Genomic DNA, 18380 nt, shown 5'->3' with positions numbered 1-18380 from the left:
CGCAGCGCATAATCCGAGAAATTCGTCAATCGCATTGGCTTACCCTCGACGGATCGTTGCGGTCGGGTCAGGGCCCACGACGAGAGATAGCCGCGTCGCCCCTTACAATCAACCCGCCGACGCGACCCGGATATGGGTCAGTAAAGTTCCCGGTGCAGCCGCCCCGTCCGCAGCATCTCGGCACAAGCACCTTCTCTGATCCCGTCCAGAGCCTGTGTGACGGCCTGTTCCAGATGCTGTTTGTTGCCGCAGACATAGACATGCGCGCCCTGATCCAGCAAATTGCGCATCTGTCCGGCATGTCCGGCGATGGCATCCTGCACATAATATTTCACCGGCCCGTCGCGGGAAAACGCCGGTAGCAGATGCGTCAGGATTCCGTCTTCGCTCAGACGGGACAATTCATCCCGATATAGGAAATCCCGCTCGCTGGTCTTTTCGCCAAAGACCAGACAGGTGTTGCGCCGACGGCCGCTGCGCGTTTCCCGCAATAGCCCCATCAACGGCGCGATGCCCGTGCCCGTGCCGATCAGGATCATCGGGGCCGAAGAATCATCGGGCAGATGGAAATTCGGGTTCGATCGGCAGTAGACGCGGATATGACTGGCGTCACCGATCAGACAGCGGGTGGCCGTGCCATGTCGCAGGCGGTCCCCGCGTTGATAGATGACTTCGCGAACGCAGAGATCCAGTTCGTCGCCCCCCGCGGATGCGATGGAATAAGCGCGGGGCAGACAGGCGGGCAGAACCTCAGCCAGCGCAGCAGGCGGAACCGCGTGAGGCGTGCAGAAATCAACGAGAATGTCCAGAAGATCAGCACCCGGAAGATAGTCGGCCAGATCCTTCTTCCGGCTGATGCGCAGCATATCCCGAAGATGTTCATTGCCCGAAAGCCGGGCCAGTTCGCGCAGGACACTCTTGCCGATCTGGCGCAATTCCCGGTCTCGCAGCAAATCCGCCACTGCGGGATCGCCATACCACCCCGCGATGGCGTTCAGAAGATCGGGATCGTTTTCCGCGATCACATAGAGCGTATCCCCGGCCCGATAGGCCATGCCGCTGCCCGCGATATTCATACGGATATGCCATGCCCCGGGTGTATCGCGGTTGAGTTGCCGCCGTTCCAGAACGGGCGCATTGAACGCGGCCTTGTCGTCATAAGCAACGACCTGAAGGCGAAGCTCCCGCCCCGCCTGCACCTCCCCGCTGAGAACCTTCAGAAGCACCTGTTTCCACGGATCGAAAAAGGCCGCAAAATTGGTATCCGCATCAACGCGGGTGATTGCCTCTGTCGCACCACGCTCCTTCAGCGCCGCATCCAGCGCTTTGGTGAATCCGCAAAAGCGCGGATAGGCCGTGTCGCCCAGGCCGAAAATCGCGTAGCGAAGATGCGAAAGATCGCCGGTGCGTTGTAGGCGGGTCATGAAGTCTTCGGCGTTGGGGGGTGGATCGCCATCGCCGAAGGAGCTTGAGATGATCACCAGCAGATCCCGTTTATCCAAATCTTCATGCCTGATGTCATTCAGCGCACGGACATCCAACACCAGAGATTGCAGCGCAGGTTCCGCGCCAAGCCGTTCCGCCAGAGATCTGGCGTTTCCCGACTCGGACCCGTAACCGATGATGACGCGATCGGCGATGGTGTTCATGGGACTTATTTCGCGTAATATTCGTCGAAGACTTCCTTGGACAACTCAACGTCGTCGAAGTTCTCCATCAGATCGTTGATGACGCGGCGAATGCTGATGTAACTTTCGATATTGCCAGCATCATCGCGCAGTGGCTGCACCGTGGTATCGACAACATAGACGCCGCCGCCCTTTCCGACATTGGGGAAGATGCCGGTCCAGATATTGCCCGCCTTGATGGTGTCCCACATGTCTTTGTAGGTCGCCTTCGGCACCGCAGGATGGCGCACGAGACTATGCGGCTGGCCGATCAGTTCCTCGCGCGTATAGCCCGTCAGTTTGCAGAACAGATCATTGGCATAGGTGATGTTGCCCTGAAGATCGGTGGTGGAAATCACCGCGACATTTTCAAGGGCGGCCAGCAATCTCGCGGAATCGAGGGAAGTGCTCATGATGGGTCTTTCGTTTCTGAAGAAGAAGCCGTCGCTGTGACGCTGACAGCCGCGAAAACAGAATGAACTTAACGGCTTGCAACCATTCATTCTAAATACATCTTATCGCATGATTTTTGTGCGAACAAGCGGGGCGAAGGTCGATTCCGGGCGGAACGACTGTGGTTCTTTGACGCAGCGACGGCGGGCCCGCCCTCGGTCGCACGGTCGGCGGCACAACATGCGTTTGCTCCGCGCGTGCCTGACGCCCGTGCCACGATCCACGGCCTGATCAAGAACATCGTCGCCACACCGGCCCGGGCTTGCGGTCGCCGCGGTAGAGGTCGTTGTAGTCGGCATAGGCATCGGCCTGCCGGATCGCCTCGCCAGTTCTCCATAAATCGCCAGCCTCCCTCAATGCTGGCTCCCTATGAATCACCCAAAACCGCTCCCGTGAATCCGGAGATTATTGCATCAATAAAAATCTGCTAAAGTAGTCCTAGATCGACCCGGTCAATCTGGAAACCCGGGCGCGGGAGCGCAGTTCTGTCGGACGGAGGTGATGGAATTCCCGGAACCAGCGCGAGAAATGCGAGGTCGAGGCGAAGCCCGCGGCGATCGCGATGTCGATCACCGGCTGTTCGGTATAGAGCAGCAATTCGCGGGCATGATCGACCCGCAGGGAAATATAGTAGCGCGAGGGGTTCATCCCGAGATGGACCTGAAACTGCCGTTCCAGCTGCCGTGAACTCAGCCCCGCGCGGTCGGCCAGTTCCTCGATCCGCAGCGGCGTTTCCATATGGATCTGCATCAGCCGGATCACCTTCTGCACCGGAAGCGGCAGCGCGCCGATCTGTTGCAGCCGCCCGCCCTGCTGGTTCTCGGCGGATTCGCGGATCCGTTCGTGGTGGAACTGATTGGCGACGGAACGCGCCAGATCCGGGCCATAGCGTTCGGAGATGATCCGCAGCATCATGTCCATCGCCGCCGTGCCGCCCGAACAGGTCAGCCGGTTGCGGTCGATCTCGAACAGCGTGCCGGTGGCGATCACATCGGGGAAGTCTTCCTCGAAGGCGATGCGGTTTTCCCAGTGGATGGTGCAGCGGTAACCGTCGAGCAGCCCGGCGCGCGCGAGCAGATAGCTTGCCGTGGAGAGCGCGCCGATCGCGATGCCGCGATGGGCCGCACGCCGCAGCGCCTGAAGATAGGGCTTCTCGCGTGCCGGGCTGACGCGCACGCCGCCGCAGACGAACATCGCCTGCGCCGTTTCCAGCACCGCATCGAGCGGCCGCGCCGGAAAGGGGATGCCATTCGATGCCAGCACCGGCGCGCCGTCGAGGCTGCACAGATCCCAGCGGAACGCCTCGCGCCCCAGCAGCCGGTTGGCCGAGCGCAGCGGTTCCGTTGCCGAGGCGAGGCTCATCATCGACATGTCGTCGATCAGCAGAAAGATGAAGCGCAGGGGTTCGGCGGCGTTTTCGAACAGCATCGGGATCACCAGATCGGGCAGGGCATCCTGCGCCGGGGGCCGCCGGGGCTCAAGCCCCCGGAAGCCAGCCCTGCAATTCGGCCCAGTCGGGTTCGAGGGCGCTGAACCGGTCGAGGCGCAGGCTGGAGAGATCGGCAAAGTCGCAATGCTCCTGTGTGACCAGTTGCATCAGCGCCCGCCCGCTGGCCGGCGAAAGCCCGAAGCCCACGCCCGACATCGTGCCCACCGTCAGGTTCCGCCATGGCGCCGGACGGTCAAGCACCGGGCGCCCGTCCGGGGTGTTCTCGATCAGCCCGGCCCAACTGCGGATCACCCGCGCATGGGCCGCCCCGGGCAGCAGCTGCGCCACCCGCCGCGCGATATGGCCCGCTAGCGGCGTCGCGGGGCGGGCGGGCTGGTTCTCCGCATCCACCCATTCATGCGGGCCGCCGCCATAGGCGAGATTGCCGCGCAGCGTCTGCCGCCCGTAAAGCCCGTTGCCGTCGACCCCGCCAAGGGGCATCAGCGGCAGCGGCTCGGTCACGATCATCTCTGCGCGCGCCGTGCGCATCGGGATCCGCACCCCCAGCTTCGCCGCCAGCCGCGCCGTCTGCGGCCCGCCAGCGATCAGCACATGGTCGCAGCCAAAGAGGCCGCGGTCCGTTTCAACTGCGGCAATCCGGTCCGCCTGGGTGCGAAAGCCGGTGACGGTGACATGCTGGCGTACCCGTCCGCCGTGATCGCGGATCGCCCAGGCAAAGGCCTGCACCGTGCGATGCGGATTGGCGTGGCCGCCGAAGTGGTAATAATGCCCCCGATAGGCGGTCTCGCCCGCAAGAGGGACCATCTCGCGCAGGGTCTGAGCATCCAGTTCGTCCACCGCAAAGCCCTGATGCCGGGCATTCGCCACCGCTCGGCTGTAAAGCGCGTATTGCTCCGGCGACAGCGCGATGCGGATCCGGTTCGGGCGGAATTCGGTCGGATAGCCAAGCAGGTCGTCGAGCATCGGCCAGAGCCGCTGTTCCTCGGCGAAAAGCGGGCTGTGGTGGTGCGAACAGCCGCCGCCGTTGCGCCCCGATGCCTCCCATCCGACCAGCCCGCGTTCCAGCACCAGCACATCGACCCCCGCCCGCGCCAGCCAGAAGCCCGCGCTGAGCCCGGTCACCCCGCCGCCGACGATCACCACAGCGGCGCCGCGGTCTTTCCCAAGGTCATTCGCTGACATGAGCCCTCTCCGTCGCAAGCGCGGCGACCGTGTATTTCTCCTCGACCTCCCAGAACGGCACCCATTGCCGGGGCATGCCGAACCAGGAATCCCATTGCGCGGCAATCGCCGGATCTTCGGCCCCGGGGGCGAGGGTGCTGAGTGCCACCGGCCGCACCGGGCTGCGATAACCTGCCAGCGGCACCGCCCCGAGGTCGAGCCGCTCCGCGATCGCCAGAAGCGCCTGGATCTGTTCGCGGCAGCGCCGACCCTGACAGGGGCCCATCCCGGCGCGGGTCAGCCGCTTGATCTGGTCGGGCTGGGGCGGGCCGTCGCCGAGGATCTCGGTCAGGCTGCGCGGGGCGGGGCAGGGGGGTACGGCCAGATAGCGCGGCGGACGGACCTCAAGGATTTCGCGCGCGGTGACCTCCTCGCATTGGCAGATCTGCACGTCGGACAGTGCCTCAATCACGGCGGCGCGGACCCATTCTTTGCGATAGGCGCCGATATCCGGCCCGGGCGGCGGGGCGGGCCAGGGTTCCGGCGCTGTCCCGAGCGCCGCCTCCGCCGCGATCCGGCCTTCCGCCGCCGCGATCCCGGGATCGGCCGATTTCGCGCCCCAGATCCCGCAGCAATCGCCCGCCACGCGGATCCCCGGCAGGCTGGTTTCCCCTGACGTGCCGGTCTGCGGCACGAAGCCGCCCCGCGCCGCTGAAAAGACACAGCGCGCTCCCGCCGCCTGCACCAGGTCGATCATCGGCACCGCGCCGATGCCGAGCAGGATCGTGTCGCAGGCGATCTCCCGGTCGCGCAGGCGCAGGCCGGTGACCCCGTGGATGTCGGCGCGCACCCCGCGCGGGGCCTGCGCGCACAGCACCGGAACCCCCGCCGCTACGACACGGCCAAGCAGCGCCGCACTGCCCACCGGTTGCTCCGCCTGCTCGATCACCGCCGCCACCGCGACCCCGGCTTCCAGCAGGCCGAGCACCGCCAGCAGGGCCTCGTCCGCCGTGCCGAGCATGACCGCGACCCGCCCGTCGAACGCGCCGTAATCACGCGCCAGCGCGAGCGCCGCCCCCGCGCCCATGACACCCGGCTGCTCCCATCCTGGGAAGGCGAGCCCCATGTCGCGCCGCCCCGTGGCGATGATCGCCTGCTCGAACCGCACGAGGGTGCTGCCGTTGTCCGGGTCCACCAGCCCGGCAACCCTGCCCGGCATCCAGCCGAGATTGGCCTGATTGGCGAACAGGCCCCAGCAGGCGGTGCCCAGCCGCAGATCGACCCCCTCGTCGAACAGTTCGGTCAGCGCGGGGCGCGCGGTCAGGATCTGTTCGGTCATCGCGGTGCGGTTGCGGGTGGCGCCACCCATCCGCATCCCCCAAAGCTGCGGCAGGCTTTCGGCCATCACCTCGAACGGCACCGGTGCCTCATCGACCAGCAGGACACGGGCGCCGCCCTGCCGCGCGCGCCGCGCCGCCGCAATGCCCGCCGGGCCCGCCCCCACGATCAGGATCTCGGTCTCCTCGGAGATGTCGAGAGACTTGCCGGCAACGGAGCGCGGATCTGCGGTCATTCTCTGGTTCCTCATGTTTCCGGTCGCGGGACGGCCTGCGTCGATCCTCCGGGAACAACCCGGGGGAAGGACAGCCTTAATCCGACCGCAGGCAACAGGAATTCGACGCCGATTCAGGGCCGGAGAATCGAGGCGTGACAGGGAAAGACCTGAATTGACGTTCGGAAACCCGTCGCCGGGAGGGGGGGCGGCATAAATGGTCATTTGTTTTCCGTTATAAAACAATATATTGCGTTCTCCGGCATGCTGACAGGGGTGCCCATCCCCGCATGCCACCGCCGCCTGTCCGCGAATCCGGTTCCTCGGCAACGTGTCGGATTCCTTTTCATCGGCGTCGGAATTCCTGATCCTCGTGCGGGCCATGCCGTGCATCAATGGGGAGGCAGGCCGCTCCCCCCAGCCACGGTTCACCCGAACGCCGAAGGACCAGATGGACACGCTCCTTTCCGCATATCGTTTCGCACTCGACAACCTGCCGCAGATCCTGGCGCGGACGGCGGAGCATGTTGAACTGGTGGGGGCGGCGGTGCTGATCGCGATCGCGACGGGCGTGCCGATCGGGATCGCGATCACACAGAGCCGGGTCGCCGCGGATCGGGTGCTCTATGTCGCTTCGGTGATCATGACGATCCCCTCGATCGCCTTCTTCGGCCTGCTGATCCCGGTGCTGTCACCGATCGGGCAGGGGATCGGCTACCTTCCCGCCCTGATCGCGCTGGTGTTCTATTCGCAGCTACCGATCATCCGCAACACCTATACCGCGATCAAGAACATTGACCCGGCGTTGCAGGAGGCCGCGCGCGGCATGGGCATGACCGCGTTCCAGCGGCTGCTCCAGGTTGAACTGCCGATCGCGGTGCCGGTGATCCTGAACGGCGTGCGCAATGCCGTCGTGCTGACGATCGGAATTGCCGCGATCGCGACCTATATCGGCGCGGGCGGGCTCGGCACCTTCATCTCGCGCGGGATTTCACAGACCGACAGCCGCCAGCTCATCACCGGCGCCGTCGCAGTCAGCCTGCTCGCCATCGTGGCTGATCTCGTGCTGCTGCTGATGCAGCGCCTCCTCACGTCGCCGGGCCTGCGCAGCCGCTGAATATGGGAATGTCGTCATGATCCGACTAGAAAATGTCACCAAGAGCTTCGAGAACTACCTCGCGGTGGACAATGTGAGCTTCGAGGTGCCCGAGGGCGAACTCTGCGTCCTGCTCGGACCCTCGGGCTGCGGCAAGACGACGACGATGCGGATGGTGAACCGGCTGATCGAACGCACCTCGGGACGGATCCTGATCGACGGGCGCGACATCCACGAGATCGACCCGGTTCGGCTGCGCCGCTCCATCGGCTATGTAATCCAGCAGATCGGGCTGTTTCCCAACAAGACCGTCGAGGACAATATCTGCACCGTCCCCGACCTCCTTGGCACCGACCGCAAGGCATCGCGGCGCCGGGCATGGGAACTGTTGGAAATGGTCAACCTCGACCCGAATGTCTTCGCCCGGCGCTATCCGAAACAGCTTTCCGGCGGGCAGCAGCAGCGGGTCGGCGTGATCCGGGCGCTGGCCGCCGATCCGCCGGTGCTGCTGATGGACGAACCCTTCGGCGCGATCGACCCGATCAACCGCGCAGTGATCCAGGACGAGTTCCTGAAGCTGCAATCCACGCTGCGCAAGACGGTGATCTTCGTCAGCCACGACATCGACGAGGCGGTGAAGATGGCCTCGCGGATCGCGATCTTCCGCGCCGGCAAGCTGGTGCAATACGATACGCCGGACAACATCCTCGCTCATCCCGCCGATGAGTTCGTGGCCGATTTTGTCGGCGCGGATCGGACGCTGAAGCGGCTTCAGATCGTCCGCGTGCATCAGGCGATGCAGCCCGATCCGCCCCGTGTCACCGCCGAAACCCCGGTCGGGGAGGCGCTTGCCCTGATGCAGCAGCACGGCCATCGGCAGATCGTCATGGTCGGGCCGCGCGGGCGGGCGCGGGGTATCGTTTCTCTTGCCCAGATTCGTGACGCGCGCGGCACCGTGGGCGAGCATTACGAACGCATTCCCTGCCTGATCAACGTCGATGACACCCTGCGCAATGCCGTCTCCGAGATGTTCAGCAAGGATCAGACCTGGCTCGTCTGCGTGGACGATGACGGGATGTATGCCGGTTACCTGACGCAGCGGGGCATCACCCATCTGCTCGGCGAAACCTACAGGGGGGCCTGAGATGGCGGCGCCGGTCTCCTGGCTTACAGCGATGCTGCTGCGCTTCGGGCGGCTGGCGAGCTATGCGCTCGTCTTCGCGCTCGGGCTCTGGGCGCAGGCGAGTGGCACGCTCTCCTCCATGCTGCAATATTCGGACGATATTCGCTATCTGACGCTCCAGCACCTCGAACTGACGGCGATCTCGGGCGGCATCGCCATCGTGCTGGGCGTCGGCATCGGCATCGTGCTGGCGCGCCGGTCGCTTGGAATCTTCGGGCCGGTTCTTGCGCAGATCGTCAATCTGGGCACCACGATCCCGACGCTGGCGATCCTCGCGCTGGCGATGACGGTGCTGGGCCTCGGCACGCCACCGGCGGTGTTCGGGTTGACGGCGCTGACGCTGTTGCCGGTGGTGCTGAACACCACGGCCGGGCTGCGCAGCGTTCCCGAGGCGCTGCGCGACGCGGCGCGCGGCATGGGCATGACACCGGTGCAGATCCTCGTGAAGGTCGAACTGCCCTATGCGTTGTTCGTGATCCTTGCCGGGGTGCGCACGGCGCTGGCGATCAATATCGGCACGGTGCCGCTCGCGTTCCTGATCGGCGGCGGCGGCCTTGGCGAATTGATCTTCACCGGTATCGACCTGATGGATCCGGGCCTGCTTCTCGCCGGCGCGATCCCGACCGCCCTGCTCGCCATCGCCGTCGATGCGCTCGGCGCGCAGGCACAATACTGGCTGGTGCCGAAGGGCATCAACCCGCTGCGCTGACCCTCCGGGCAACGATCCGGGGGCTTTCCCCAACCAACAGTGGAGACCATAATATGACCAACCGGCTCAGGACATTCGTGACCGGAACGCTGCTCGCCCTCGGGCTGGCGCTGCCCGCTTCTGCCGCGCCGATCGTCGTCGGCGGCAAGAACTATACCGAACAGCAGCTGATATCCGAGATGACGACGCAATTGCTGAAGGCAAAGGGCTTCGATGTCGACAAGCGCGCCGGCATGGGCACCGCGCCGCTGCGCCAGGCGCAGGAAAGCGGGCAGGTCGATCTGTACTGGGAATATACCGGCACCTCGCTGATCACCTTCAACAAGATCGCCGACAAGCTCGATGCCGGGGCGACCTATGAGAAGGTCCGCACCCTCGACGCCGCCAAGGGGCTGGTCTGGCTCGCGCCGTCGAAGGTCAACAGCACCTATGCCCTTGCGATGCGCAAGGCCGATGCGGCAGCGAAGGGCATCGCCACGATTTCCGATCTGGCGGGCAAGGTCAGCGGCGGCGAAAAGCTGAAATTCGGCAGCAACGCCGAATTCTACGCCCGCCCGGACGGGCTGAAGCCGCTCGAAGCCGCCTATGGGTTCAGCTTCGGGCGCGAGGCGGTCGTTCGCATGGACACCGGCCTCGTCTATCAGGCACTGAAGGACGGGCAGGTCGATGTCGGCCTCGTCTTCGCGACGGATGGCCGGATCCCGGCCTTCGATTTCGTCGTGCTGACGGATGACAAGGGCTATTTCCCGAATTACGCGATGACGCCGGTGATCCGGAAGTCGACGCTCGACGCCCATCCGGCGCTGGCAGCGATCCTCGACGACCTGTCGGGGCGGCTTGATGACACGGTGATGATGGGGCTGAATTCCCGGGTCGATGTCGGCAAGGAGCCGATCGAGCAGGTCGCCGCCGATTTTCTTAAGGCGCAGGGCCTCGTGGACTGACATGTCCGTCCTGACCGTCGCCGCCGCGCAGATCCGCTGTATCCCCGGCGATGTGACGGCGAACTTGCGCCTGCACCTTGACGCGATCGCCGCCGCGCGCGGCATCGGCGCCGGGGTGCTGCTGTTTCCTGAGCTTTCGCTGACCGATTACCTCGCCCGGCCCGATACGGCGCGGCTCGGGCGTCCGGTCGATGCACCTGAGGTCCGTGCCATCGCCGCGGCCGCCGGGCCGATGCGGGTGTCGTTCGGGATGATCGAGGCGGCGCCCGCGGGCATGTTCAACACGCAGATTTTGGTTGGCGGCGGCGTCTGCCATGTCCACCGCAAGCTCTACCTGCCGCACTATGGCAACCTCGCCGAGGCGGATCATTACACGCCGGGCCGCCACCTGACCCTTGCCCCGGGCCGCCTTGCGACGCTGATCTGTGCCGACAGCTGGAACCCGGCGCTGGTCTGGCTGACGGCGCGGCGGGCGCCCGATCTGCTGTTGCAGCCGATCGCCTCGGCGCGGGGCGCGGTGGGGCAGGGGTTCGACAATCCCGGCGGATGGGAGTTGAACCTGCGCCATATTGCGATGATCTGGGGCCTGCCGATCGTGATGTGCAACCATTGCGGCACCCGGGGCGGGCTGGATTTCTGGGGCGGTTCGCGCATCCTTGATGCCTTCGGGCAGGAATGCGCCCGGGCGGGTGCGGGCGAGGCGCTGATCCATGCCCGGATCGACCTGACACAGGCACAGCGCGCTCGGGCGCGCCTGCCCACTGCGCGCGATGCCGACCCCGCTCTGATCGCCCAACTGATGCGGGAGGCAGGGCTTTCGGGCGGGGAATAAAACGCTGATCCCGCCGTTCCCTGCGCGGATGGCGGGGTGTCGGCTACAGCGAAACCGCGATGTCCGAGGCCGCCCGCGTCGAACAGGCGAGGACATAGCCCTGTGCCGCTTCCTCGGGCGAGAGGCCGCCGTTCGGGGTGGTCTCGAACTGTCCTGCGGTCAGCCGCACCATGCAGGTGCCGCACATCCCTTCGCCGCAGCCGCAGGGGATGATGACGCCCTGCCGCAGGCTGGCCTGAAGGATACTCTCATCGGCGCGGACACCAATCTCGCGCCCGGCGATAGTCATGCGGAATTCCGCGCTGCCCGGGGCGACCACGGGGGTTTGCGGCGGCGGGGCGCCGAAGCTCTCGGTGTGGAACCGCGCGCGGTCGCCGCCTTCCGCCGCATGGATCAGCCGGATCGCGGTCATGAACCCTGCGGGGCCGCAGCAGAACACCTGCCGCCGACCGAAATCGGGCACCATGGCGGCGACGCCCGCTCGGCTCGGCCGTCCGGTCAGCCCGAACCAACCCGGTTCCGGACGGCTGAGCGCAACGACGACCCGCAGGCCGGACATCCGGCGTTGCCAATCGGCAAGATCATGGGGGAACAGCACTTCGTCCCGGCTGCGGGCGAAATGGAGCCAGACTACATCTGCGCCGGGATCATCCTGCGCAAGACTGGCGAGCATGGCGCGCATCGGCGTCGCCCCCGACCCGCCCGAGACCAGCGCAAGCCCGCCCTCCTGGCGCAGGGCCAGCGTGAAGCGCCCGCGCGGGGCGCGTGCCTCGATCCGCTGGCCGACGGCGAAATGGTCGTGCAGCCAGCGGGTCGCGCCGCCGGGGGCCTGGGCCTTGATCGTGAGCTCCAGCGTGCCCTCCGGTCCGGCGCCCGAAATGGTGAAGCTGCGCCACACCGGCCCGGCGGGCAGCGGCACCCGCAGCGCCAGCGCCTGCCCGGCCTCGAAGGGCACCGGTTCGGCGGGCCGCAGGCAGAAGGTCCGGATCGTCGGCGTTTCCTGCCGCAGGGCAACGCAAAGCAGCTCCATCACGCTCACTCCGCCGCGAGCCGGGCGCGCGGCCCGCCGATGAAATCCGCCATCTTGCCCGCATACCAGTCGGCGAAATTGGTCAGCATGAATTCCGAGGGCGCATAGGGGCCGGGGCGATAGGCTTTCGACAGGATGCCGCGGTGGTTGTTCTCGGCGAGGATGCGGTCCTCGTCATTGGTCGCGATCCAGACCTCGGTCAGGCGGCGCACGTCGTAATCGACCCCTTCCACCGCGTCCTCATGCACCAGCCATGTCGTCTTGACGGCGGTGCGGTTCGCGCTGAGCGGCAGGACGCGGAAATGGATGATGTGGTCGGACAGGAAATGGTTCCAGTTCCCCGGCACGCGGAACATCCGCACCGATCCCAGATCCGGCTCGGTGAAATCCGCCAGCAGCTTGTTGCAGGCGAGCGCGCCATCCATCGTGAAGGACAGGCAGCCGTCGTTGAACGGCAGGCGGATGCAGCGGAATTCGGTGCCGCCATCGGCGGGACGGTGTGGCAGGCCGAGCCGATCCCACCGCGCGGTGGACCGGTCCATCAGGCCCTGGAACTGCCGCTTTACCAGCGGATCGTCGGGCAGCGCGAATTCGACCAGCGTGACCAGAAGCTCGGGGTGGTTCCCGGCACAATGATAGCATTCGCGGTTGTTCTCGATCACCAGCTTCCAGTTCGCCTCCTCGATGATGGTCGCGGAAAAGGCGACCTTGGTGCGGTCTGGCATATGCGGCGCGATATAGGGCGCGACGGCCTCTTTGAACCGGTCGAGCGGGGGCGGTTCATCGGCGAGGCAGATATAGACCATGCCGCAGTTCACCTCGACATGCACCGGGGCGAGCGACGAGGACGCGCGGTCGAAATCGGCGGGCATCTGGCGCGCGTTGATCAGCCGGCCGTCGAGCTCGTAGACCCATTGGTGATAGGGGCAGACGAGGCGGTTGGCGTGGCCGTGCTCCTTCAGGCAGATCTTCGATCCGCGATGGCGGCAGGTGTTGTGGAAGGCTGCGACCTCGCCGTCGCGATTGCGCAGCACCACGACCGGGTTCGACCCGACCTGAAGCGTCGTGTAGTCGCCCGGTTTCGGGATTTCGGCGACGGAGCAGGCGAAGAGCCATTCGGTCTCGAAGATCGCCTCCAGATCGGCCTGGAAGATGGCGTCGTCGACGTAGAAATCCCGGGGCAGGGAATAGCCGGGACGGCGTTCGTCCAGCAAGGCCCTGATGCGTTGGTTCAACATCCGATCGCTCCCGTTGTGGCTATGCGCCATCGTGCCGCGCCCGGGGTGGCGGGCGGACAGGCGTTGCGACATCCGGCATCATGTTTTCGACGTCGGGCATGGCGGGAACATGGCCCTGGCTGGCGGATTGCTGACGGTTGGCGCAGGGCAGGGGCGCTACGATCGGTCCTCCGAACAGCCGTGAGGGGCAACAGGACGATGGATTTGCATGTATTCGTGACCCGAACCGGTTGGGGGGATCTGCCGGGGCCGGTGCAGGCGATGGCGCGGCGCTGTCTGCTCGACCTGCTCGGCACCGCGGCGGCGGGGCGCGGGACGCCGCTCTCGCGGATCATCTGCATCCATGCGATACGGATGTTCGGCGCCTCCGGGCCGGATTTTGCCGCCCGCATCCTGTTCGATGGGCGCCGCGCGAGCCTTGCCGGGGCCGCGCTGGCCGGGGGCATGACCATCGACAGTTTCGATGCCCATGACGGCCATGTCCTGACCAAGGGCCATGCCGGGGTGGCAATCCTGCCCGGGCTGCTCGCGCTGTCCGATGGGCCGGGGGCGGCGATGAGCGGGGCCGAATTCCTGACCGCGCTGGTCATCGGCTACGAGGTCGCGCTGCGGGCCGGGATCGCGCAGCATCGGACCTGCTGCGATTACCATACCTCGGGGGCGTGGAATGCGCTTGGCGTCGCGGCGGTGGCGGCGCGGGTGCTGGGACTGGATGCCGGGCACCTGGCCGAGGCGCTCGGCATCGCTGAATACCACGGCCCGCGCAGCCAGATGATGCGCTGCATCGACCACCCGACGATGCTCAAGGACGGTTCGGGCTGGGGCGCGATGACCGGGATCAGCGCCGCCTTCCTCGCGGCGGACGGGTTCACCGGGGCACCGTCGCTGGTGTGCGACGTGCCGGATCTCTGGGCCGATCTCGGGGCGCGCTGGCGGATCATGGAACTGTATTTCAAACCCTACCCGGTCTGTCGCTGGGCGCAGCCCGCAGTCGAGGCGGGGCTGTCGCTGATCCGCGCGCACCGGCCCGCACCGGAACGGATCGCCCGGATCGAGGTCGAGACTTTTGAGGCCGCCGTGCGCCTCGATCAGGTCCGGCCTGCGACGACCGAGCAGGCGCAATACAGCCTGCCCTTCCCGCTGGCGGTGGCGACGGTGCATGGCGCCCTGCCGCCCTCGGCCATCATCGGCGCGGGGCTCGAAGATCCGGCGGTGCAGGAGATGAGCGCCCGTGTCGTGTTGCGCAAGGATCCGGAGATCGACCGGAAATTCCCGGCGGAGCGTTTCGCGCGCGTGACCTATGTGCTGGACGACGGGACGCGGCTGACCAGCGCGGTGCTGCCCGCGCGCGGCGATGCGGAACGGCCACTCGACGATACGGAGATCCGGAGCAAGTTCCGCGCGCTGATGCAGGGCAACGCCCGCGGCGCGGCGATCGAGGCGGCGGTCGATACGCTCGACGCCCGGCCCGATACAGCCGAATTACGCGATCTGGTGCTGACCGGGGCGTGACGCCTCGCGGGCTTTCGGGGTCCGCCCGCAGGTCTGATAGAAGGCGCGGCGGAAATTCGGCTGGCTGGAATACCCCGTCGCAAAACCGATCTGGCCGATCAGGGGCCGGGCCTGCCGCAGGAAGAGCGGACGGGCCCGCCCGCGGCGGACAGGAAACGGATGTCGTAAAGCGGCCTGCCCGACATCTGGTTGGCGGCGCGCAGCGGATCAACGGCCGATGCCCCAGACATCAGCGCGAAATTCCCCACGACGATGATGCCGAATTTTTCCACCCTGTCCGCCGCGCACCCCCCCAAGGAAAGTACTCCCTCGATTCAGCGGAGAATGTATTTTTTCGTTGTATCTCAGTGCTATGCGCCCCCGAGCCCGCTTCCGCAGGATAGCCGCGTGGGGCAGGGGGGATGGCGCTGTCGGGGGGCGACATCGAAGGGTGCGGTGTCCCGTCGGGCCGGAAGCGGATCGTGTTCTTCGCTCTTGCGCGATCCTTCGGGGTTCGGCCGCCCCCGTTCCTATCTTTCCGTGCCGACGATGGCGAACCATGCGCCCTGCGGATCCTGCGCCACGGCGATCCAGGCGGGGCCGGGCACCTCCATCGGGCCGTGGTGGACGGTGCCCCCAGCCGTCCTGATGTCCTCGATCACGTTGGTCACGGCGCCGTCGACGCCGAAATAGGGCAGCCACACGGGCATCGGCGCGTCGCCAAGCCCCATCATCGCACCGATGTCGACGCCGTTGCGCCGGAAGAGCTGGTACGTCCCCATCTTGCCCATGTCCATGGCCTCGCCTCTGGTCCAGCCGAAGAGGCCGGCGTAGAAGGCGAAGGCGGCCTCCGGATCGGTGGACATCAGCTCGTTCCAGTTGCCGTGGCCGGGCTTCTTCTGGTTGAAGGCGCCCTCTCCTGCCTCGGCCTCGCTCATCTGGCTCATGTCGGGTTGCAGAAGGCCGAAGACCGCGCCCTGGGGATCGGCGACCACTGCGTAGCGGCCGGTTCCGGGGATGTCCTCGGGCGCCTTGCGGACCTCACCGCCCGCCGCCGCGATGTCGGCCATGGCCCTGCCGAAGGCGGGCCGGGCGATGGCGCGGGCCACATAGCCGGAGAGCGCCGGATGGTCGCCCAGCTGGCCTTCGGTCTCAACGAGGCGCAGCACATCGGCCATGATGATGTCGGCGACGCTGAAATCGCCGGCGATCCAGCCGCGATCCGCCATCAGCGGCTCCAGCGCGTCCAGCCGGGTCAGTGAGGTCCGGCGGGCATGCTCGACCACTTCGGCCGGTGGCGGCGGGCCGAAGAATTCCGGCATGCGTCCGGCCAGCACCATGTCCATCCACGCGGCGCTGGCAAACTCGATGATGTTGAGCGCGGCGATCAGCCATTGCGTCACCTCGGCGCGGCGGCCCTCCGGCAGGAGCGGGGTTCCCTCGGCCAGATGCAGCACGATCGCGCCGCTTTCGAACAGCGTCAGATCCCCGTCGCGGATCGCGGGAACCTGCCCGAAGGGCTGGAGCGGTCGCTCTTCGGGCTCATGGGGACCGTCGCTACCTCATAGGGGCGCCCGATCTCCGCAAGCGTCCAGCGCACGCGCAGATCGCGCACGAAGCCGCGGGGAAAGGCGGGAACCCAGTCGAGGGTGTAGAGGGTGACGCTCATCGGCCACTGTCCGAATCGAAGACCGGCTCGAACCCGCCCCACATCATGCGGCTGCCGTCGAAGGGCATCTCGGGGAATTCCTGCCCAGCCATCTCGGCCTCCATCGCCTTGCTGGCGGCGTCGCAGGTGGCCCTGTCCGGCCATGCTGTCCAACTGAACACCGGGACCTCGCCCTCCTCGGCCTTGCTGGCGCAGTAGAAGTCCGTCTGCCTGCCGCGCGGCACGTCCACCCCCCAGGCCTCGACAATGCCGAGGCAGCCCTTGGGCCGGAACCCGGTCTCCCATGCCTCGCGGGCCATGCCGACATAGGCATCCTTGTTCCGTTCGGGCACGGCCAGAGCGAAGCCCTGGAAATAGCCCGCGCCCCGGTCGGTCCCGCCCTCGAAGACCGGGGCGAACCCGCCGAAGATCATGCGGCTGCCGTCGAAGGGCATCTCCATCGCCGCCATGGCCGGGTCGTCGCGCATTCCCTGCCATGCGGCGTCGGAGGTCGCCTTGTCCGGCCATTCGGTCCAGGAGAAGACGACGGCCTCATCCTCCCGCGCGTTCACCGCGCCCCAGAGATCGTTGATCTTGCCGCGGGGCACATCGACGCCCCAAGTCTCGACCATGCGGGTCGCGCCGTACTTGCGGCACAGCGGCCATGCGGCTCGCAGATGGCTGATGTAGTCCTCCCTGTTCGCAACGGGCACGGCGGTGATGTAGCCGGTGAAATAGGTCATCGTCTTGTCTCCTCCCGAGGTGCTTTCGATTCGTAGCATGCGCCTTGAAGTATCAAAAAACAACTTATAGTATCAAAATATGAGTAATTCCGGCGAAACCTCGCGCATCCGCTATGATGAAGGCTGCCTCGGCGCGCATGCGCTCAACCTGATCGGCGACCGATGGGCGCTTCTGGTGGTGCGGGAACTGATGTTCGCGCCCAAGCGTTTTCAGATGCTGCGCGCCGGCATGCCGGGCATCACCGCGAGCGTGCTGAACGGTCGGCTGGCGCAACTGCGGGAGGCGGGCGTGGTGCTGCATGACGAGCGGCTCGGCGTCTATTCCCTGACCGGGGCGGGGCACGGCCTGCTGCCGGTGCTGGAGGCCCTGTGCCGTTGGGCGCTGACCGTGCCGGGGCACGATCCGTCGCGCTTCATCAGCCCCTCGGCGCTGATGATCTCGATGGGCGTGAACCTGATGCGCGAGCGGGCCGCAGGACGCGAGGCGCTGGCGGGCTTCAACTTCGGCAAGGAGGCGTTCGAAATGCGGCTGGCGGATGGCCGCCTGACGACTACGGCCGTCGCGCGGCCCGACGCGCCCTTCGTTCTGACGGGAAGCGGCAATGCGATGGCGGTGGCGGTCTACGGCACGGCGCCGCTGGCGCTCCTGATCGACAAGGGGTTCATCGGAGCCAGCGGAGATGTTTCGGCCGCACAGGCTTTCATCGACCTGTTCCGGCTGGAACCCCAGCCCTGATCGCCTCGGCCGAGGGGCCTCCCACCCGGAACGGGGGTCGCGGTCCGTCCGTTGTCATCTCCGCCGCTGTTGACGAACCCGCCGGGGTCACGTCGCAGCCTGATCCGCCTTGCCCGGATTTCCACGCCTTTCCGCAGCGGCCTGGGCGGAGCGCGGGGGATGGGTTTTGTGACGCATGGTGAAGGGCGCTATTGGCCGCCGTGCATTTCGCGGTACGTTCCGGGCGAGATGCCGAAGCGTTGCTGGAACAGGCGTGGGAGCCTTGCGGTCGGGAGCAGACCCGACATGCGCGGCAACCCGCTTCAAGGGCAGGCCGCGCGACAGCAGCATGCGGGCGGCGTCCAGCCGCAGGGTCTCGACGAACTGGCCGGTGGCGGCGATGATCTTCGCGGATGAGACCAGCCTGCCGACCCTTGCGCCCGGCACCGGTGCAACGAAGACGGCCTG

17 protein-coding genes and 1 pseudogene are annotated in these 18380 nt (G+C 66.5%); 7 read left to right on the top strand and 11 right to left on the bottom strand.

Features of this window, described 5'->3' with window-relative positions; translation table 11 throughout:
- Nucleotides 1-137: 137 nt before the first annotated feature.
- The 5 genes from QM789_RS04540 to QM789_RS04520 form a co-directional block, all read right to left on the bottom strand.
- The gene (locus tag QM789_RS04540; RefSeq protein WP_420350785.1) at nt 138-1649 is read right to left on the bottom strand and encodes a flavodoxin domain-containing protein; all 1512 of its coding nucleotides are present in this window, start codon (nt 1647-1649) and stop codon (nt 138-140) included.
- A 5-nt stretch (nt 1650-1654) separates the two neighbouring features.
- Nucleotides 1655-2080 (bottom strand): PAS domain-containing protein, encoded by a 426-nt coding sequence (locus tag QM789_RS04535; RefSeq protein WP_420350784.1) that lies wholly within the window; start codon nt 2078-2080, stop codon nt 1655-1657.
- A gap of 478 nt (nt 2081-2558) precedes the next feature.
- A complete protein-coding gene (locus QM789_RS04530) occupies nt 2559-3548 on the bottom strand; it encodes a GlxA family transcriptional regulator (RefSeq protein ID WP_420350783.1) in 990 nt (329 codons plus the stop codon).
- 49 nt (nt 3549-3597) lie between these two features.
- Nucleotides 3598-4752, bottom strand: a complete 1155-nt coding sequence (locus QM789_RS04525) for an NAD(P)/FAD-dependent oxidoreductase (protein WP_420350782.1) — start codon at nt 4750-4752, stop codon at nt 3598-3600.
- On the bottom strand, nt 4739-6304 hold the full coding sequence (locus QM789_RS04520) for an FAD-dependent oxidoreductase (RefSeq protein ID WP_420350781.1): 1566 nt from the start codon (nt 6302-6304) through the stop codon (nt 4739-4741). Before QM789_RS04520 ends, QM789_RS04525 begins: the two co-directional genes overlap by 14 nt.
- Before the next feature lie 430 nt (nt 6305-6734).
- On the opposite strand from QM789_RS04520, the gene QM789_RS04515 reads away from it, so the two are divergent.
- The 5 genes from QM789_RS04515 to QM789_RS04495 are packed head-to-tail and all read left to right on the top strand — an operon-like array spanning nt 6735 to nt 11047.
- Complete coding sequence (locus tag QM789_RS04515) at nt 6735-7400, top strand: ABC transporter permease (RefSeq protein ID WP_420350780.1); 666 nt, start codon at nt 6735-6737, stop codon at nt 7398-7400.
- A gap of 16 nt (nt 7401-7416) precedes the next feature.
- Nucleotides 7417-8523, top strand: a complete 1107-nt coding sequence (locus QM789_RS04510) for an ABC transporter ATP-binding protein (RefSeq protein WP_420350779.1) — start codon at nt 7417-7419, stop codon at nt 8521-8523.
- 1 nt (nt 8524) lies between these two features.
- Nucleotides 8525-9271, top strand: a complete 747-nt coding sequence (locus QM789_RS04505; RefSeq protein WP_420350778.1) for an ABC transporter permease — start codon at nt 8525-8527, stop codon at nt 9269-9271.
- 53 nt (nt 9272-9324) lie between these two features.
- A complete protein-coding gene (locus tag QM789_RS04500) occupies nt 9325-10215 on the top strand; it encodes a glycine betaine ABC transporter substrate-binding protein (protein ID WP_420350777.1) in 891 nt (296 codons plus the stop codon).
- A 1-nt stretch (nt 10216) separates the two neighbouring features.
- Complete coding sequence (locus tag QM789_RS04495) at nt 10217-11047, top strand: nitrilase-related carbon-nitrogen hydrolase (RefSeq protein WP_420350776.1); 831 nt, start codon at nt 10217-10219, stop codon at nt 11045-11047.
- Nucleotides 11048-11090: 43 nt separating this feature from the next.
- On the opposite strand, the gene QM789_RS04490 is transcribed toward QM789_RS04495, so the two are convergent.
- On the bottom strand, nt 11091-12077 hold the full coding sequence (locus QM789_RS04490; RefSeq protein WP_420350775.1) for a flavin reductase family protein: 987 nt from the start codon (nt 12075-12077) through the stop codon (nt 11091-11093).
- A 5-nt stretch (nt 12078-12082) separates the two neighbouring features.
- Complete coding sequence (locus tag QM789_RS04485) at nt 12083-13315, bottom strand: aromatic ring-hydroxylating oxygenase subunit alpha (protein WP_420350774.1); 1233 nt, start codon at nt 13313-13315, stop codon at nt 12083-12085.
- Nucleotides 13316-13531: 216 nt separating this feature from the next.
- Between QM789_RS04485 and QM789_RS04480 the strand changes: the two genes are divergently transcribed.
- Nucleotides 13532-14827, top strand: a complete 1296-nt coding sequence (locus QM789_RS04480) for an MmgE/PrpD family protein (RefSeq protein ID WP_420350773.1) — start codon at nt 13532-13534, stop codon at nt 14825-14827.
- Nucleotides 14828-14925: 98 nt separating this feature from the next.
- On the opposite strand, the gene QM789_RS04475 is transcribed toward QM789_RS04480, so the two are convergent.
- From QM789_RS04475 to QM789_RS04465, 3 genes are all read right to left on the bottom strand, one after another.
- Complete coding sequence (locus QM789_RS04475; protein ID WP_420350772.1) at nt 14926-15099, bottom strand: hypothetical protein; 174 nt, start codon at nt 15097-15099, stop codon at nt 14926-14928.
- 237 nt (nt 15100-15336) lie between these two features.
- Complete coding sequence (locus QM789_RS04470) at nt 15337-16263, bottom strand: glutathione binding-like protein (RefSeq protein WP_420350771.1); 927 nt, start codon at nt 16261-16263, stop codon at nt 15337-15339.
- Nucleotides 16264-16471: 208 nt separating this feature from the next.
- Nucleotides 16472-17197, bottom strand: a complete 726-nt coding sequence (locus tag QM789_RS04465) for a DUF1428 domain-containing protein (protein ID WP_420350770.1) — start codon at nt 17195-17197, stop codon at nt 16472-16474.
- Nucleotides 17198-17276: 79 nt separating this feature from the next.
- On the opposite strand from QM789_RS04465, the gene QM789_RS04460 reads away from it, so the two are divergent.
- Entirely contained in the window at nt 17277-17933 is a 657-nt protein-coding gene (locus QM789_RS04460; RefSeq protein WP_420350769.1) for a winged helix-turn-helix transcriptional regulator, read from the top strand.
- A gap of 87 nt (nt 17934-18020) precedes the next feature.
- Here the strand turns inward: QM789_RS04460 and QM789_RS04455 are convergent.
- Nucleotides 18021-18380: pseudogene (locus QM789_RS04455) on the bottom strand (hypothetical protein); the annotation flags it as partial.

This window comes from Paenirhodobacter sp. (assembly GCF_047600745.1).
In the GTDB taxonomy this organism is placed as follows: domain Bacteria; phylum Pseudomonadota; class Alphaproteobacteria; order Rhodobacterales; family Rhodobacteraceae; genus Rhodobacter.
The sequence above is the reverse complement of the archived record's forward strand: the minus strand, read 5'-3'. Positions and strand labels throughout refer to the sequence as shown.

Bases quoted from the DNA above. Each gene is read 5' to 3' on its own strand.
- QM789_RS04540 (WP_420350785.1), bottom strand. From the start codon at position 1,649: ATGAACACCATCGCCGATCGCGTCATCATCGGTTACGGGTCCGAGTCG.
- QM789_RS04535 (WP_420350784.1), bottom strand. From the start codon at position 2,080: ATGAGCACTTCCCTCGATTCCGCGAGATTGCTGGCCGCCCTTGAAAAT.
- QM789_RS04530 (WP_420350783.1), bottom strand. From the start codon at position 3,548: ATGCTGTTCGAAAACGCCGCCGAACCCCTGCGCTTCATCTTTCTGCTG.
- QM789_RS04525 (WP_420350782.1), bottom strand. From the start codon at position 4,752: ATGTCAGCGAATGACCTTGGGAAAGACCGCGGCGCCGCTGTGGTGATC.
- QM789_RS04520 (WP_420350781.1), bottom strand. From the start codon at position 6,304: ATGACCGCAGATCCGCGCTCCGTTGCCGGCAAGTCTCTCGACATCTCC.
- QM789_RS04515 (WP_420350780.1), top strand. From the start codon at position 6,735: ATGGACACGCTCCTTTCCGCATATCGTTTCGCACTCGACAACCTGCCG.
- QM789_RS04510 (WP_420350779.1), top strand. From the start codon at position 7,417: ATGATCCGACTAGAAAATGTCACCAAGAGCTTCGAGAACTACCTCGCG.
- QM789_RS04505 (WP_420350778.1), top strand. From the start codon at position 8,525: ATGGCGGCGCCGGTCTCCTGGCTTACAGCGATGCTGCTGCGCTTCGGG.
- QM789_RS04500 (WP_420350777.1), top strand. From the start codon at position 9,325: ATGACCAACCGGCTCAGGACATTCGTGACCGGAACGCTGCTCGCCCTC.
- QM789_RS04495 (WP_420350776.1), top strand. From the start codon at position 10,217: ATGTCCGTCCTGACCGTCGCCGCCGCGCAGATCCGCTGTATCCCCGGC.
- QM789_RS04490 (WP_420350775.1), bottom strand. From the start codon at position 12,077: ATGGAGCTGCTTTGCGTTGCCCTGCGGCAGGAAACGCCGACGATCCGG.
- QM789_RS04485 (WP_420350774.1), bottom strand. From the start codon at position 13,315: ATGTTGAACCAACGCATCAGGGCCTTGCTGGACGAACGCCGTCCCGGC.
- QM789_RS04465 (WP_420350770.1), bottom strand. From the start codon at position 17,197: ATGACCTATTTCACCGGCTACATCACCGCCGTGCCCGTTGCGAACAGG.
- QM789_RS04460 (WP_420350769.1), top strand. From the start codon at position 17,277: ATGAGTAATTCCGGCGAAACCTCGCGCATCCGCTATGATGAAGGCTGC.